The sequence below is a fragment of the Parasphingomonas halimpatiens genome (genome assembly GCF_036663795.1).
GTDB lineage: Bacteria > Pseudomonadota > Alphaproteobacteria > Sphingomonadales > Sphingomonadaceae > Sphingomonas.
The window spans coordinates 1-15,561 of the sequence record NZ_JAXOJP010000058.1 but is presented as its reverse complement, the minus strand read 5'-3'; the positions used below and the strand labels follow the sequence as shown (position 1 = coordinate 15,561).

Here is a 15,561-nt window from a genome sequence, read left to right as displayed (position 1 = left end):
TGGGAACGATCCATCGAAAGCTCGACCGCATGGGCAACCATCGCCAGCATCCGCATGATCACCCGCAGAATCGCAAGAGTCTCAATCAGTTGAGAAACTTTTGAATCAGGCTCTTAGGCGTTGAAATCAATCGAGCAGGGCGCTGAGCCCGTCCGCGTCGCGCAGCACGATGCCGCGCGTGCCCGCACGCTCGATCAGCCCGCCTTGTTCGAGCGCGCTCAACTGGCGGCTGACCGTCTCGATCGTCAGCCCGAGCAATCCAGCGATCTCGCCGCGCGTCAACGGGAGGTCGAAGCGCTGGGCGCGGTGGCAGCCCGGGCCGGCCGCGTCGGCGAAGGCGAGCAGCAGGCCGGCGACGCGGCCGCGCGCGTCGCGCCGGCCGATCAGATCGGTCAGCGCGCGCGCCTCGTCGAGATCGGTGACCGAGCGTTGCAGCACGCTCTGCTGCAGGGCCGGGGCGGCGGACATCAGCCGTTCGAAATCGGCGCGCGGCACCAGGCATAGTTCGCTGTCGGTCAGCGCCACCGCGTCATAGCGGATCTGCGCGAAGAATAATTGCCCGAGCAGCCCCGCGGGATGGACCAAAGCGACGATCCGCTCGACGCCGTCGGCGCCGGTCGAGCACAGTTTCACCGCGCCGCGCACCAGCGTCGCGCAGGCGACGCTGTCGTCGCCCGCCGCGAAGATCGTCTCGCCGCGGGCGAAGCGGCGGTGCCGGCCGATCCGGCTGAACGCGTCGAGCTCGCCCGGGTCGAGCGCGGCGCACACTGCCGCATCGCGCACCGGGCAGACGGTGCAGATCGCCGGAATCGCCGGGGCCGGTTCGGCGGGGAAGGCGTCCATCCGGTTCATTGCGCGCGTGACAAGTTGCGGCCGATGAAGAACAGGCCGAGGCCGATGAGAAAGGGCACGCCGCCGACGATCAGCGGGATCGGCAGCGCCGACAGCGCATCGGCAGGGGTCATGCCGCCGCTCAACCCCATGCCGATCACCACGACCGTGCACAGGCCGCTCCCCGTCATGATCAGGATGCCCACCGCGAGCAGCAACCCGCCGAAAAACTGCTTCATAACCTTTCCCCCGCGCGCGCGCGACGCAGCACGCCAGCCCCTTCTGCGCCGCTGCGATAGAAACTGTTATACGTATCAAACGGGATGATCGCACCATCGGGCGTGACGAAATGCACGCAGCTGCGCTTCACCGTGGCGAGATCGAAATTGTAGCGATCGAGAAATTGCAGGATCACGACGCGGAAGCTGTTGGCATAGCCGAGCTCGGCCGGCACCGCCGCCTGCGGCAGGCAGCACAGCAGCCCGGCCAGCTTCTCCTCGGTGTTGGCTTGCGTCGTCGCCAGGCTGAGCAGGCCGTTCACCGCCTCGCGCAGCTTGGGATAGGCCTCATAGCTGATCGTGTTGGGCCCTTCGAGGATCAGCTCGCGCGGCAGCAGCGCGGTGATCGGCGTGACATTGGGCCCGTCGCGCAGGCCATAGCCGATGCAGATCTGGTCGGGGTTGCAGGGCAGGGGGATCATGTCCTCCAGCCCGAACACGCCGGCCTTCGCCACTTCGCGGCGGATCTGCGTCAGCAGGATGCGGTTGGCCTTGCCGTCGAACCCTTCGTTGCGGCCGGCATCCTGCACCGGCTGAAAGGTCACGCCGCGCACGCACTTCCATTGCAGCGCATGCTCGATGATCGGCGCGACCTCCTGGTCGTTGACCCCGCGCTTGACCACCGCGACCAATGTCGTCGACAGCCCGACCCGCTCCAGCGCCTCCAGCGCCTGCTGCCGGATACGCGACAGCCGCGCGCCGCGCAGGTTCATCAGCGCCTCGTCGTTGAGGCTGTCGAACTGGAGATAGACTTCCAGCCGCGGCGCATAGCTGGCCAGCCGTTCGACGAACGCCGGGTCCTGCGCGATGCGCACGCCGTTGGTGTTGATCATCACATGGCGGATCGGTCGCGCCTTCACCGCATCGAGAATCTCGAAGAAGTGCGGGTGGATCGTCGGCTCGCCGCCCGACAGCTGGACGAGATCGGGCTCGCCCTCGCTCAGCACGAGCGCGTCGAGCATCCGCTCGACCGTGGCGACGGGTAGATGCGCGCCGTGGACATCCTCGGCATCGGCGAAGCACACCGGGCAGGCGAGGTTGCACGCCGAATTGATCTCGACGATCGCCAGGCAACTATGCTGCTCATGATCGGGGCACAGCCCGCAATCGAACGGGCAGCCGGCCTCGGTACGGGTATGGGTGTGGAGCGGCCGGTCGCCGGGCTTGAGCCACAATTTCTGCGACCGCCAATAATCGAGATCGTCGCTGATCAGCGTCTTCTGCACGCCATGCTCGCGGCAGCGCTTGAGATAAAAGACCTTGTCATCCTCGATGATCACCTTGGCCGGGACCGGCACCAGGCAGGTCTCGCACAGGCTCGTCGTCTGGCCGTGGAACAGATAGGGCGCCGCCTTGCGCTCGGGCGGGGTCACCGGGTCGAGCAGCGCCACGGACGATCCAGACAAGGGCATAGACGGCCAATCCCGACATCAACAGATGGAACACATTAAGCGGCCCGATCACCGTAGGATAGGGCTTGAGGAACTCCCAACAGAAACGCTGCGCGGCATAAGCCAGCACGAAGACGTGAAAGCCATGGTCGCGCGCCCAGCGCTGCCCCGCCAGCAACGCGCGCCAATAGACGAGGAGGAACGCCGCCATGGCGAGCGATTCATAGATCTGCACCGGGTGGCGGCCGATGCCGTCGCCGAGATCGACCGCCCAGGGCAGCGCCGTCGGCGTGCCATAGGTCGCATCGGCCAGCCCGGCGAACAGGCAGCCCCAGCGCCCGATGACGATGCCGATGGTCAGCGGGATGACGAACGGGCCGCCGGTCGAGCGCGTCACGCCGTGGCGCCATTTCCACAGCTCGACCGCGGCGATCGCCCCGACCAGCCCGCCGGCGATGCTGTGCGACAGGATCGGCGCCGCCAGCCGCAGCGTGTTGATCGAACCGAACAGCCAGGCGCCGAGCGCGCCGCCCAGCGCGAGGCTGATGAAATAGCTCGGCGCGGTCTCGCGCGCGAGCCGCTCGACCGCCGCGCGGCGATGGCGCCAGACCCAGCGCCCGCCCAGCGCCGCGCAGGCCCAGGCGGCGAGGTCGAAGACATGGTGTAGCCAGGGCGCGGTCGGGACATGGATCATGCCGCCGCGTCATGGCAGTCGCGCGGGCGTGTCGTCCAGCCGGCCGTTGCCCATCCGCCATGTGATGCCGCCTCTCGCGGGCCAACACCTTTAGCCCCTTCCCTTCAGGGGTTGGGGGTGGGGCCGTGCCGCAAGCGGGGCGCTCGGGGAGAAGCCCCACCCCAACCCAGCTGCGGGTGAACGGCGCCCCGCGCCGTTCAGGTCATGCCGGGGGCATGACCGACCCGCAACTCCTCAAGGGGAGGGGCTCACGAGAGTCACGCTTGCTGGGATCGGGTATGAGACGTCGTGAGTGGCTGCGGGCATCGGGCGAAATCAGCGTTGGATCGAGAGGCGCGTCGCGCCTAGGCTGTGCGAACATCGAGGCCATAGAGAGGGAGCGTCCGCTGGAAAACCCCCTGATCCGGAAACTGTCGAATGTGGCGGATCTCTCGGACAAGCACCGCGATGTGCTGCAGTCGCTGTGCGATTATGCCGAGGTCGTGTCGGCGGATGAGGATATCCTGCGGCAGGGCGACCGGCCCGACCATCTCCACCTCGTGCTCGAAGGATGGGCGATGCGCTATCACATCCTGCCCAACGGCGCGCGCCAGATTTCGGCTTATCTGCTGCCGGGCGACTTTTGCGACCTGCACGTCATGGTGCTCCAGCAGATGGACCACAGCATCGCCACGCTCACGCCGTCCACGATCGCCTTCGTCCCGATCGAGAAGATCCGCGAACTTGCCCAGCAGCTGCCCGAGCTCACCCAGGCATTGTGGTGGGCGACGCTGGTCGACGAGGGCGTGATGCGGGCATGGATCGTGAATCTCGGCCGGCGATCAGCCTTCAAGCGCGCCGGGCACCTGATTTGTGAGCTGTACGAGAGAATGAAGAGCGTCGGCCTCGTCACACACGAGGAATTCGCCTTGCCGCTGACCCAGGCGGAAATCGCCGACTCGCTCGGCCTGACCCCGGTGCACATCAACCGGGTGATCCAGCGCCTGCGCCAGGAGAATCTCATCGTGTTCGATCGCCACCACATCACGATTCCGAACATTGCCCGGCTGCGCGCCATCTCGGGCTTCGATCCGAGTTATCTACATCCGGAGCATGTCAGGCTGGCGTGACGGCTCCTGCCATAGCGGTGCGAGGTCGCCTCCTGACAAAGAAAAGGGCGCCCGGTTCGTGCCGGACGCCCTCCTCTCCTGATCGATCGCGATCGGGTCAGTAGGAATAATACATGTCGAACTCGACCGGGCTGGGGGTCATTTCCCAGCGCGCGACGTCTTCCATCTTCAGCTCGATATAGGATTCGATCTGGTCCTTGGAGAACACGTCGCCCTTGAGCAGATAGTCATGGTCGGCGGCCAGGCTCTCCAGCGCTTCGCGCAGCGAGCCGCAGACGGTCGGTACCTCGGCCAGCTCTGCCGGCGGCAGGTCGTACAGGTTCTTGTCCATCGCCTCACCCGGATGGATGCGGTTCTGGATGCCGTCTAGGCCGGCCATGAACAGCGCGGCGTAGCACAGATACGGGTTGGCCATCGCGTCGGGGAAGCGCACTTCGACGCGCTTCGCCTTGGGGCCGGTGCCGTAGGGGATGCGGCACGATGCCGAGCGGTTGCGTGCCGAATAAGCCAGCAGCACCGGCGCCTCGTAACCCGGGACCAGCCGCTTGTAGCTGTTGGTCGTAGGGTTGGAGAAGGCGTTGATCGACTTGGCATGCTTGATGATGCCGCCGATGAAGTACAGGCACATGTCGCTGAGCCCGGCATAGCCGTTGCCGGCGAACAGCGGCTGGCCCTTGTCCCAGATCGACAGATGGGTGTGCATGCCCGAGCCGTTATCTTCCTTGATCGGCTTCGGCATGAAGGTGACGGTCTTGCCATAAGCCTGGGCGACCTGGTGGCAGACATATTTGTAGATCTGCATGCGATCGGCGGTGACGGTCAGCGTGCCGAAGGTCAGGCCCAACTCGTGCTGCGCGGCGGCAACCTCGTGGTGGTGCTTGTCGCACGGCAGGCCCATTTCGAGCATGGTCGAGACCATCTCGCCGCGGATGTCGACCGCGCTATCGACCGGGCCGACCGGGAAGTAGCCGCCCTTGGCGCGCGGCCGGTGGCCGAGATTGCCGCTCTCATAGCTGGTGCCGGTGTTGGTCGGCAGCTCGATATCGTCGATCTTGTAATAGCTCGTCGCGTAGCTCGTCTCGAACTGCACATTGTCGAACATGAAGAACTCGGCTTCCGGGCCGATATAGACCGTGTCGCCGATGCCAGTGGTCTTGAGATAGGCTTCGGCGCGCTTGGCGGTCGAGCGCGGGTCGCGGGCATAGAGTTCGCCGGTCGATGGCTCGACGATGTCGCACACCAGGATCAGCATCGGCGTCGCCGAGAACGGATCGGTCCACACCGCGTCGAGATCGGGCTTGAGGATCATGTCGGATTCGTTGATCGCCTTCCAGCCGGCGATCGACGAGCCGTCGAACATGAAGCCGTCGGTCAGTTCGTCTTCGCCGACCACGCCGGAGACCATCGTGAGATGCTGCCACTTCCCCTTGGGATCGGTGAAGCGCAGATCGACCCACTCGATCTCCTGCTCCTTGATCATCTTCAGGACGTCGCTCACCGAATTCGCCATTACCCCATGCCCTTTCGCATTATGTCGTACGCCCGCCGAGTGGCGGGAATCATGTTACACCCCGGTACGCCTACGCTGTCACAAAATGCTGCGCTGCGTCAAATCGCATTCTCGTCGCGCTCGCCGGTGCGGATGCGCAGCGCGGTCTCGACCGGCAGTACGAAGATCTTGCCGTCGCCGATGCGGCCGGTCTGCGCGGCGGCGGCGATCGCCTCGACGACGCGTGCCGCCATGGCGTCTTCGACCACGACCTCGAGCTTCACCTTGGGCAGGAAATCGACGACATATTCCGCACCGCGGTAGAGCTCGGTATGGCCCTTCTGCCGCCCGAAGCCCTTGGCTTCGACGACGGTGATGCCCGAGACGCCCACTTCGTGCAGTGCTTCCTTCACTTCGTCGAGTTTGAACGGCTTGATGATCGCTTCGATCTTTTTCACGTGATGCGGTCCCCGATGATGTCGGCACACCTTACATGAAGCGTGCCAGTCGCGCGAGGGTGTCGCGACACTTGCGGGCCATTGACCGGTGCTGGGTTAGCTTGCCGGATTTCGGTGCAACACGGGCGATGGTGCCCGTTTTATGGGCAAGCGCCAAAGGCGAATCGGCATGTCGCGAGGTGCCGGACAGGGGCGAACGGTCTGGCCTCGCGGGTTAGCTCGGCTGGTTGCTATTTCGCCGCGATCATTTTGATCGGAGCAATCCATTTGGCAGCAAAAAATATCAGAGGAAACGTCATCAAACATATAATAACATTAAACAATATTGGAACGCTCATCCACCGCAATAGATCGAAAAGGCAAAATACGAATAAAGAGAAGCAGACTTCTATCCAACCGAACTTAACCACTATAGCACCTGTCTTCCGCAATGGCTGCTGCGGCAACGCGCCCCGCGTTTGCCACCGCACCTGTGATGCCGGCCAATCCGTCCTGGACAAGCTGGCCCGGATTTGTAACGGACTCGACTGTTTCTTCTGCCATTGCAATCACGCAGTGGAGAGGATCACCATATGGCTTATTGGGCTGGGAGGGTTGTTGTTTTCCCCGCCAGCACCGTTCCCGTCGCCGTCGTCGGCGTCATCCCCGCCGGCTTGCCGAGATTGGCCTTCGCCCAGTTCGCCTCGTCGATGATGTAGAGCCGCAGCGATTGCGCCTGTGCCGGGGTCATCACCCGCGCGAAGCTGACCATGCCATTGCCCTTCAGCGCGCCGTCGATGACGATCGCCTTCCAGCCCCTGGCATCGGCCAGCATCGCCGAATGCTGCAGGTCGGGCAGCACCCCGCCGCCGGCGGCATTGCCGCCATGGCACACCTGGCAATTGCGCCCGAACAGCGCCTTACCCTCCGCGATCTGCGCCGGCGTGCCGGTTGAGGGCGGCGGCGCGAAGGCGGCTTCGGCCGGTGCCGACAGCGCTGGCAGCTTTGCCGTGCCGCCGAGCTTGAACACCAGCAGCCGCGGGATATTGGGCACCGTCCGTGCCGCGCCGCCGGCATAACCCGCCGCGAGCGGGAAGCTGCCGCCGCGCCCGCTCAGTACCGCGACATATTGCACGCCCTTGACGGTGAAGGTCGCAGCACCCGCCATGATTCCCGACTGCACCGGATAGGCGAGCAACTGCTTGCCGCTGTCGGCGGCATAGGCGCGAAACTCGCCCAGCGCGGTGCCCTGGAACACCAGATTGCCCGCCGTCGCCATCGTGCCGCCGTTCCACGGCACGGGATAGTCGACGCGCCAGCGTTCCTTGCCCGTGACGGGGTCGAACGCCACCAGCGCGCCCGTCGTCCCCGCGGTCGCGGCAGCGATCGTCGCCGCGTCGCGCGGCAGCATGCTTTCGGAGAAATTGGTGCCCGTATTGAAGCCGATCGGCTGGCGAACACTGTCCTGCTTCGTCAGCGGCGGGATATAGGCCATCGCCACTTCCTGCGCCGGGATATAGGCGAGGCCGGCCTTGGGGCTGAAGCTCATCGGCTGCCAATTGTGCGCGGCGAGCGCCGAGGGGATGCCGATGAACGGCTTCAATGTCCGGTAATAGCGCGACGCCTCGCTCTCGACCGGGCGCCAGTCCGGGCCATAATGGTCGGCCCAGGTGACGGTTTTGGCGAATTTCTCGACCGAGATCGGCTTGCCGTTGCTACGGTCGAGCACGAAGAAGAAGCCGTTCTTCGGCGCCTGCATCAGCACCTTGCGCTTCGTGCCCGCGATCGCCAGCTCGGCGAGCACGATCGGCTGGGTCGCGGTGAAATCCCACGTCTCGGCCGGCGTCTCCTGATAGTGCCACAGATATTGCCCGGTCTCGGGCTTCAGCGCGACGATCGACGACAGGAACAGATTGTCGCCCGTGCCTTGCGAGCGCAGCCCGTGGTTCCACGGGTTGCCGTTGCCGACGCCGATATAGAGCTGATCGAGCGCGGCGTCATAGACGATCGAATCCCACACCGTCCCACCGCCGCCCGACTGCTTCCACTGGCCGCCCGGCGACCAGGTCGCCGCCGCCGCGGTCTTGAGGATCGCGTCGGACGCCGCCCCATCGGCCTCGCCCTTGGCGTTGGGCACGGTGTAGAAGCGCCACTTCTTCGCCCCCGACGCCGCATCATAGGCGGTGATGTAGCCGCGCACGCCGAACTCGGCGCCGCCATTGCCGATCATCACCATGTCCTTCACCACGCGCGGCGCGCCGGTGATGGTATAGGGTTTGCTGTTGTCGGTGGTCTGCACCGACCAGATCTGCCGGCCGCTCGCGGCATCGATCGCGATCAGGCGCCCGTCGATCGTGCCGAGATAGAGCTTGCCCTTCCACGCCGCGACGCCGCGATTGACCACGTCGCAACATGCCTCGACACCCTTGCTCTTGTCGACCGCGGGATCGAACGCCCACAATTTCTTGCCGGTCAGCACGTCATAGGCGAACAGCTTCGACCATGGGCCGGTGACGTAGATCGTCCCGTCGATCACCACCGGCGTCGCTTCCTGCCCGCGCGCATCGGGCATGTCGGCATACCAGGCGAGCCCGAGCCCGGCGACATTGCCGTCGTTGATCTGCGTCAGCGGGCTGAAACGCTGCTCGTCATAGTTGAACCCCGTCGCGGCCCAGTCGCTGCCATCGCCGCCGCTGGTGAGATAGGCCGCGTCGATCTTGCCGGCGCCGGTCAGCGCGGTCAGGTCGGTCGCCTCGCCGCCCTGGCCGCTCGCCTGCGTCTCGTTGCCGAACTTGATGCACCCGGCCAGCAGCAACCCCGCCGCCAGCACCACCATTCCACGCCGCATGCCACTCTCCGCCCGAGCGCTCCGCTCGGGCGGAGTCGAATGACCGGTATGGTGGGGCAGGGCGGGGCGAAAGGGAAGGGGCGCGCTTCGCTCAGCCGTCACTCAGCGCCGCCGCGGCGCCCAGCAGCACGAGATCCGATCGACCGACGATCGCCACGGGTACCTCGCTCAACTGCCGGTGAAACGCGCCCTTTGCGGTCAGGCGCTGGCGAAAGGCGCTTTCGCTCAAACTGATCTGCAGCGCCCGCGGGATCGCGCCGCCGAGATAGACACCATCCCACGCGCCAAAGGCGAGGATCAGGTCACCGATGAACGCGCCGAGATAGCCGACGAACATCTGTACCGCGCGCGCCGCGACCGCATCGTGCCGGATCGATTTCGTCACGTCTTCGGGGCTGGCGACGGTTTTTCCGCCCTCGGCGAGCGCGGCATAGGCGGCGACGAGCCCGGCGGCGCTGAGCAGGGTTTCGGCGCTGGCAATCCGTCCGCCGGCCTTGACCCGCTCGGCGAACCGCTCCTCGCACGCGCTGCCGGGCGCGAAGGCCATATGCCCACCCTCGCTCTGGACCGGGACGAGCCGCCCGCCCGGCCCGGTGACAAGTCCGGCGACGCCGAGACCGGTGCCGATATTGACGATCAGATAGTTGCCGCCGGCGGCCGCCGGCCGGACCGGATGCCTGTCGAGCGGGGTAAAGGCGCTCGTCGGCAATGACGGCAGCGCCAACGCCGAGGCGGCGCATTCGTTCAGCGCGCGGGGTCGCGTGCCCAATACCGCTTCGACGCCCGACAGGGAGATGAACCACCGGCTGCCGGTCAGGTTGATGACGTCGCCGCGCGCTATGCCGGCGACGGCGAGCACGGCGGGAATCGCCGTGTTACGCAGCCCGACCCCGTCGAGATAGGCCATCAGCGCGGCGGTGAACGTCGAATGTTCGCTGGCAAGGAAGCTGCGCATCTCGCGCGGGGCGAAATCGCCATCGCCGTCGCTCAGCGCGAACCGCACCGATTGCCGCCCGATATCGGCGACCAGTCCTGTCCGGCTGCGCTCCATGGCCAACCCCTCCGTATCGCCGGGCCTTGCCGCCCGGTCGTTGTGGGAGCGCTAACATAGTTACGCAAACTGATCCAGCCGTCAGCATGCGCGCGCTGCGTCATGCCTCGAAAAACTACTGAAATCGCCCGTTATGGCGGCGCAGCCCGCCGCGCTATCTCGCCTGTTCGGGGCGCACGGCCTTGATCAGCACCACCATGATCAGCACCAGCCAGGCGAGGCTGCTGCCCTGCATCACCAGCGCGCGGTTGCCGAACAGCCCGGCCAGCGACACCACCGATCCGGCCATCAGCAGCACGGCCGCCAGCGCGTGCCAGCCGCCGCGCCGGAACAACAGCCCGCCGATCACGATCACCACCAGCGCGAGCAGCGCAAACTTGATGCGCACGGCCGGCATCAGCAGGTCGATGATGTGCTGATCGCCGGGCAGATGACCGAGCAGGCGATAGAGTTGCACGCCCTCGAACTGGTCGCAGGCCGCCGCCAGCAGCGTCATGGCGATCGCCGCGCGCACGACGCCGCGTCCAGCAGCGCGACCGTCGTTGCGCAGTGCCAGCAGGGACAGGATCAGGAAGCTGCTGTAGATCGGGATGAAGCCGAACGAGTCGAGCGCCAGCCCGCGATATTGCGCCGCGACATGCGCCGCGCGGCACGATGCCGGGAACAACCGCGCGACGTCGCCCGGGCTGGTGACGAATTCGAACGCCAGGATCGCGTCGCGATGACCGCAGGCGGCAATGTCCGGTATCTGCGCAAAGCCGATCGTGCAGCCGATCACCCCCAGCGCGGCAAGCGCCGCCCAGCGCCAATATGTCATGGCATACCCTCCCGCCGTCGTTTCCCCACGATGATCGTGACAGGCCTTTGCGCTACTGTCATCGTTCACGTGTCATGGGGGAGCTGACCGTGCCGGATCGCCCTTGACCTTTAATTCCCACTATGTTAGTAGGAATATAGATGAGCGACACGCATCATCCGGCTCCGCCCGCTACCGGTCATCCGGTCTGGGAGGCGCTTTCCCGCTATAGCATCGGCCCCGCGGACGCCGAACTGACCTTCGCCGCGCGGCTGGCGCGTGAAAATGGCTGGCGGCCGGTACAGGCCGAGCGGGTGCTGGAGGAATATCGCCGCTTCTGCTTCCTCGCGGTGACCGCGGGGCATCAGGTGACCCCGTCGGACGCGGTCGATCAGGCCTGGCACCTCCATCTCACCTATACGCGCGATTATTGGGAACGCTTCTGCCCCGATATATTAAGGCGGCCGCTGCACCATGGGCCGACGGCGGGCGGCACCGACGAGCAAAGCCGCTATTTCGAGCAATATGCCCGCACGCTGCGCAGTTACGAGCAGGCGTTCGGCATGTCGCCGCCCGCCGATCTCTGGCCGACGGCGGCGCGGCGGCTGATCGACGATCCCCGCGCCCGGCGCGTCCATCCGCGCGACGGCATCTTCCTTCCCCGTATCGCCCTGTGGCTGCTGGCGGCTGCCGCCGCGGCCATATCGGCGGCGTATTTCCTGTCATGGTAGAGGAGCAATAGCCCATGTCTCTCGGACCCTTCGACCTCGCCGGCGGGCCGTTCCTGACATTGTACGTCATCCTGCTGGTCCCGACGGTGATCGCCGGTTTCCTCATTCCCCCCTGGCTCCGCCCGGAAGGTCGATCGGGCCGCGCCACCGACCCGGGGCAACTCGCCCTGCTGGCCGGGGGACGGCAGCGCTTCTACGACGCGATCCTGACGCGACTGCTCGCGGCGGACGCGCTCAAGCTGATCGGCGGCAAGGACTTTCTCGCGGCGCCCGGTGCCACGGGGCGTAGCGAGCCCGACCAGGAGGTGCTTGCACTGGCGAGGCGCGCGCCGGCCAGCTTGAAAAGCGTCGAAAGCGTGCTGCAACCCCATGCGACCGCGACCGAAAGCGACCTGGTCGACGCCGGGCTGCTGATCGATCGCGACGTGACCATGCAGCTCCGCTTCTGGCAGACCTCGCCGTACCTGCTGCTGCTCCTGTTCGGCATGACCAAGCTGTGGATCGGCGTGGGGCGCGACCGGCCGGTCGGCTTTCTGATCGCGCTGCTGTTCGTGACGGCGATCGCCGCGCTGCTCAGGTTCACGACCGCCGACCGCCGGACGCGCGCGGGCAAGGCCCTGCTCGACGGCGCACGCGACCACAGCGACCGCTTGCGTCGTGCCCCTACACGCGACGAGGCCGCGCTCGGTGTCGCCCTGTTCGGCACCGGCGTGCTGCTCGGCTCGGCCTGGTCCGACTATCACAGCATGCGCCGGGCGAGCGACGGCGGCGGCGTCGATGGCGGTTCCGGCAGCAGCGGCGACGGCGGTTGCGGCGGTGGTGGGGGCGGGGGATGCGGCGGTTGCAGTAGCTGAACGGCGGCGTGGCACATGGCGCGGCGCGTCGGTCGCGCTCCTGGCGATCAGCCGAGCACGCTCCCGCGTCTGGGTCGCGATCTTGCGAATCTCCGATAATCTAGGCCGTGTTGGCAAAGGTGATTCCCAATAGCCGCAGTATCTGATTCGGGGTGGCTTTTAATTGCCCCGAAAAGCACTGAACGGCACACCGACAAAGACGCCAGCGGCCAGGCTATCTTCTCGTCCGCCCGTCTTGGCCTTCTCATTCAGATACACCGCGCGAATGCCCCCACGCAGTTTTCCCGTGCCGTCACCGACGAAGTAGATTGGGAATTCGACCGAGTAGGAGTGGTTCGACACGTCGGTGAGGACGCGCGGTCCGATGGCCAGTCGGGCGAAACTGCCGATCGAGACCGGAAAGGCGTGACGAAATTCCAGACCAAAAATCTCATGGGTTGAACGGATCGGCGCACCGTCGGCCAGTGTGATGCACTGGGTCTGGACCGTGCCGGTCACAGGCTGGCAGACCTCGACCGGATCGGCCGCCTTATACTTGCGACGGTAGTCGAACGACCCGATCAACGACGTCTGACCGTGGCCGAACAACAAGCCGCCGAAAAGGGTACCGCCATAGCCGAAATGGCTGGTCTTCAGGGCGGCGAAGCTCGTCCGATCGAGATATTTATAGCTCGCCTGGTTGCCGGTGAAGGCGAGTCCAGCGAACCAGACCGACCCGGGGAGGACATGGTCGAGCAGGCTGTCCAGCCCGCCAGGATAATATTTGGCGACGAAAGAGCTGACGCCTGTCTTGTAGGCGTAGGGATTGCAGACCGTCGCAGAGTTTCCCGGTATCTCCAGACAGCGCCGCCGGGCTTCCGCGACCTCGCTTTTTTCTTCACCATTGAGGTCCATGCGGCTGCCGAAATGGGTGTAGGACAGCTTGACCTCTGTCCCGTTCGAAAATCCGTCCAGTGCGACGAGTTCGCTATTGCCGTCATCGTCAAGCGCCGTCGAAGCGGTGATCGATAGCTGATCCGCCGACAGATAGCGGCCGTTCGACGAACGGCTCAGGTCGAGCGTGTAGGCAAGGCTTCCAACCTTGTCTTTCGCCGACGCGACAAACTGAAGGTCCGGCGTCGGCGTGGATTTCAGCGGCGAGCCGTTTGCACCATTGGCAACGGACGAAGCGAGCGCGTCGGCAAAGGCGCCGTTTCCTTCCGAACCAGCCATCCTCCGCGGGGCGCCGTTTTCGTGCGTTACGGCGAGGTTTTCATTCGGATCGGGGGCTTGGCCGGGAGACGTGTTGGACGCAACCTCGCGTCGCGCTGCGGGCGCAGCGGGGATGGCGGGAAGCCCCATCGCGACACGGGCCTGGTTGGCGGCCTCCCGCGCAGCGGTCGCGGCCCGGCGCGCCGCCGCCGTAGCCCTTTCGGCTTCGTCGGCGGCTCGCTCCGCGTCGTCTGCGGCGCGCTCGGCTGCGGCAAGTGCAGCGACGCGGTCAGCGGAAAGCGTTTGCGCAAAGCCAGCCGGCGCCGTCATGAGCGCCGTCGAAGCCAGGCAAAAGGCAAGCAGCCTACGCATCGGCAACGACAATCTGCAGCGCATCATATCCCTTGGTTTTGGGCGGTGTGATCGTCGAGGCTTCTCGTTCGGCAACGGCGCCTCCGTCACTGACCCGCGTGACCACCACCTTCATTGTCCCGCCGGAGTCACCGATCATCACCCATTCGAGCAGGTTTTTCTGGTCGGCGGCTGAAGCGAAGAATTTGCCCGAGCCGCTTTTCATCGGAACGGCGACACCGCCGTAAGCAAAGCCGTAGGCTTGGATGCCGGACTTGTCCGAAACCTTCACCTGCATTTCGACGGCGCCGTCGGCGTGAAACATGACTCGCAGGAAATGCGCCGACGGCGGTCCCTGCACCTGCGTTGAATACTTTTTCGACACTCGCAGCACCCCCGCGAAATCATCCACCCGAGTCGCAATGCTGCACCGGAATACAACGACAAGTATAGCGCTATTTAAGTCCGGAATGGATCAATTTATCTGTTATAGAAAAGTCCGGCAATAACGCTTCTACAAGAAGGTATAGCTGCGCCGACGGTGATCGCGGACTTTAATCTAGGTCGTGTTGGCAAAGGGGGTTCCCAATAGCGGCAGTATCTGATTCAGGGTGGCTTTTGGGGGCTGCCTTGATCCGTGGTTTGGTGAGTGGTGCCGTCGGCGCATAACAGCGGTCCCCATGAAAAGTGAGTTGCGCGATCGAGGGAGCCAGAGGCAGGATCACCATCATCCTTGCTCGCCGCGCCAGATGCGGGCGGATCGGGACTAGGCACTGCAATCCACAGTTGAATCATGCCGTGGGGCAATCGCGCGATTTTGCCGCATGTGCAAATCCGGGCGTCGATCTACGTCACGAAAGAGGAGCATTGTTCACGCGAGGGCGCGAAGGCGCGAAGGCGCAGACGTTCCGGGCCGCGCGCCAAACGCACGCGCTACGGCAATCGACAGGATATTGCTGACGCGAACCGCAGCCGCGAGCGACACATCCTCGCGCCTCCGCGCGAACCACTCTTCTTCCGTCCTGACCAGCGAATGCCGCGACGGCGAGGGTCAGCCGGAAACGCCCGGTCAAGTGATGATTCAGCCGTCGGCGACCATCGTGCATGGTCGGGTACGACATCGGCGGCGCACAGCCGCCGCGGTTGGATTCGCGGCGCCGCGCCCGGCGGAGAATGAAGATGAACGACAATATTGCGCGAGGCTATTCGCATAATGGGTGCAATGGAACGCCAGTCCATCCGGGCCAAAGCCGCGCCCGGCCCACCGAACAGGCGCGGCGGTGCGGCGTTGGATATGGGCCCCATGTCTTGGCGTATAGCTGGGCACGCCACAACGAGCCGCCCCCGAAAACGGACCCCCATCGCCTCGCAAAATTGCCCTTATACTTGGCATCAGAGGTGGCTCGGTTCATTTGAACAGCTCGGCGCAATTGCTAAGTGGAGCGTCTGCCGGTTTCATGCCGCTGCGAGAAGCGGCCGGTTGAAGTAGACGTGATCGGGTGTCCTGCGG

At 65.2% G+C, this 15,561-nt stretch carries 14 protein-coding genes and 1 pseudogene; 4 read left to right on the top strand and 11 right to left on the bottom strand.

Annotated features, from left to right (window positions below):
- Positions 1-93: pseudogene (locus U1839_RS25620) on the top strand (IS5/IS1182 family transposase); the annotation flags it as partial.
- A gap of 33 nt (positions 94-126) precedes the next feature.
- On the opposite strand, the gene U1839_RS25615 reads toward U1839_RS25620, so the two are convergent.
- Genes U1839_RS25615 through U1839_RS25600 form a run of 4 tightly spaced genes read right to left on the bottom strand, consistent with a single transcriptional unit; the run spans position 127 to position 3,194 of the window.
- Positions 127-852, bottom strand: coding sequence for a Crp/Fnr family transcriptional regulator (locus U1839_RS25615; RefSeq protein ID WP_332806391.1), 726 nt, complete (start codon positions 850-852; stop codon positions 127-129).
- A complete protein-coding gene (locus U1839_RS25610; RefSeq protein WP_332806390.1) occupies positions 849-1,070 on the bottom strand; it encodes a hypothetical protein in 222 nt (73 codons plus the stop codon). Before U1839_RS25610 ends, U1839_RS25615 begins: the two co-directional genes overlap by 4 nt.
- On the bottom strand, positions 1,067-2,482 hold the full coding sequence (locus U1839_RS25605; protein ID WP_332806392.1) for a radical SAM protein: 1,416 nt from the start codon (positions 2,480-2,482) through the stop codon (positions 1,067-1,069). Before U1839_RS25605 ends, U1839_RS25610 begins: the two co-directional genes overlap by 4 nt.
- Positions 2,373-3,194, bottom strand: a complete 822-nt coding sequence (locus U1839_RS25600; RefSeq protein ID WP_332806389.1) for a prolipoprotein diacylglyceryl transferase — start codon at positions 3,192-3,194, stop codon at positions 2,373-2,375. Before U1839_RS25600 ends, U1839_RS25605 begins: the two co-directional genes overlap by 110 nt.
- Before the next feature lie 215 nt (positions 3,195-3,409).
- Here U1839_RS25600 and U1839_RS25595 point away from each other — a divergent pair, with 215 nt between their 5' ends.
- Positions 3,410-4,303 (top strand): Crp/Fnr family transcriptional regulator, encoded by an 894-nt coding sequence (locus tag U1839_RS25595; protein WP_332806388.1) that lies wholly within the window; start codon positions 3,410-3,412, stop codon positions 4,301-4,303.
- Between the two features lie 97 nt (positions 4,304-4,400).
- On the opposite strand, the gene glnA is transcribed toward U1839_RS25595, so the two are convergent.
- From glnA to U1839_RS25570, 5 genes are all read right to left on the bottom strand, one after another.
- Positions 4,401-5,813, bottom strand: a complete 1,413-nt coding sequence (gene glnA / locus U1839_RS25590) for a type I glutamate--ammonia ligase (protein ID WP_332806387.1) — start codon at positions 5,811-5,813, stop codon at positions 4,401-4,403.
- Between the two features lie 98 nt (positions 5,814-5,911).
- Positions 5,912-6,250 carry a P-II family nitrogen regulator gene (locus U1839_RS25585; protein ID WP_281127620.1) on the bottom strand — a complete coding sequence of 113 codons (339 nt, stop codon included), beginning with the start codon at positions 6,248-6,250 and terminating at the stop codon, positions 5,912-5,914.
- Between the two features lie 577 nt (positions 6,251-6,827).
- Positions 6,828-9,077 (bottom strand): PQQ-dependent dehydrogenase, methanol/ethanol family, encoded by a 2,250-nt coding sequence (locus tag U1839_RS25580; protein WP_332806386.1) that lies wholly within the window; start codon positions 9,075-9,077, stop codon positions 6,828-6,830.
- 91 nt (positions 9,078-9,168) lie between these two features.
- Positions 9,169-10,128 carry a glucokinase gene (locus tag U1839_RS25575; RefSeq protein ID WP_332806385.1) on the bottom strand — a complete coding sequence of 320 codons (960 nt, stop codon included), beginning with the start codon at positions 10,126-10,128 and terminating at the stop codon, positions 9,169-9,171.
- A 154-nt stretch (positions 10,129-10,282) separates the two neighbouring features.
- Positions 10,283-10,945 carry a hypothetical protein gene (locus U1839_RS25570; protein WP_332806384.1) on the bottom strand — a complete coding sequence of 221 codons (663 nt, stop codon included), beginning with the start codon at positions 10,943-10,945 and terminating at the stop codon, positions 10,283-10,285.
- Between the two features lie 140 nt (positions 10,946-11,085).
- Here U1839_RS25570 and U1839_RS25565 point away from each other — a divergent pair, with 140 nt between their 5' ends.
- Both U1839_RS25565 and U1839_RS25560 read left to right on the top strand, forming a co-directional pair.
- A complete protein-coding gene (locus tag U1839_RS25565) occupies positions 11,086-11,655 on the top strand; it encodes a glycine-rich domain-containing protein (RefSeq protein ID WP_332806383.1) in 570 nt (189 codons plus the stop codon).
- Positions 11,656-11,669: 14 nt separating this feature from the next.
- Positions 11,670-12,509: a TIGR04222 domain-containing membrane protein gene (locus tag U1839_RS25560; protein ID WP_332806382.1), complete on the top strand. Its 840-nt coding sequence runs from the start codon at positions 11,670-11,672 to the stop codon at positions 12,507-12,509.
- A gap of 159 nt (positions 12,510-12,668) precedes the next feature.
- Here the strand turns inward: U1839_RS25560 and U1839_RS25555 are convergent, their stop codons facing one another.
- On the bottom strand, positions 12,669-14,072 hold the full coding sequence (locus U1839_RS25555; RefSeq protein ID WP_332806381.1) for a hypothetical protein: 1,404 nt from the start codon (positions 14,070-14,072) through the stop codon (positions 12,669-12,671).
- Complete coding sequence (locus tag U1839_RS25550) at positions 14,065-14,463, bottom strand: hypothetical protein (protein ID WP_332806380.1); 399 nt, start codon at positions 14,461-14,463, stop codon at positions 14,065-14,067. The genes U1839_RS25555 and U1839_RS25550 overlap by 8 nt, the downstream gene beginning before the upstream one ends.
- Positions 14,464-15,561 lie beyond the last annotated feature (1,098 nt).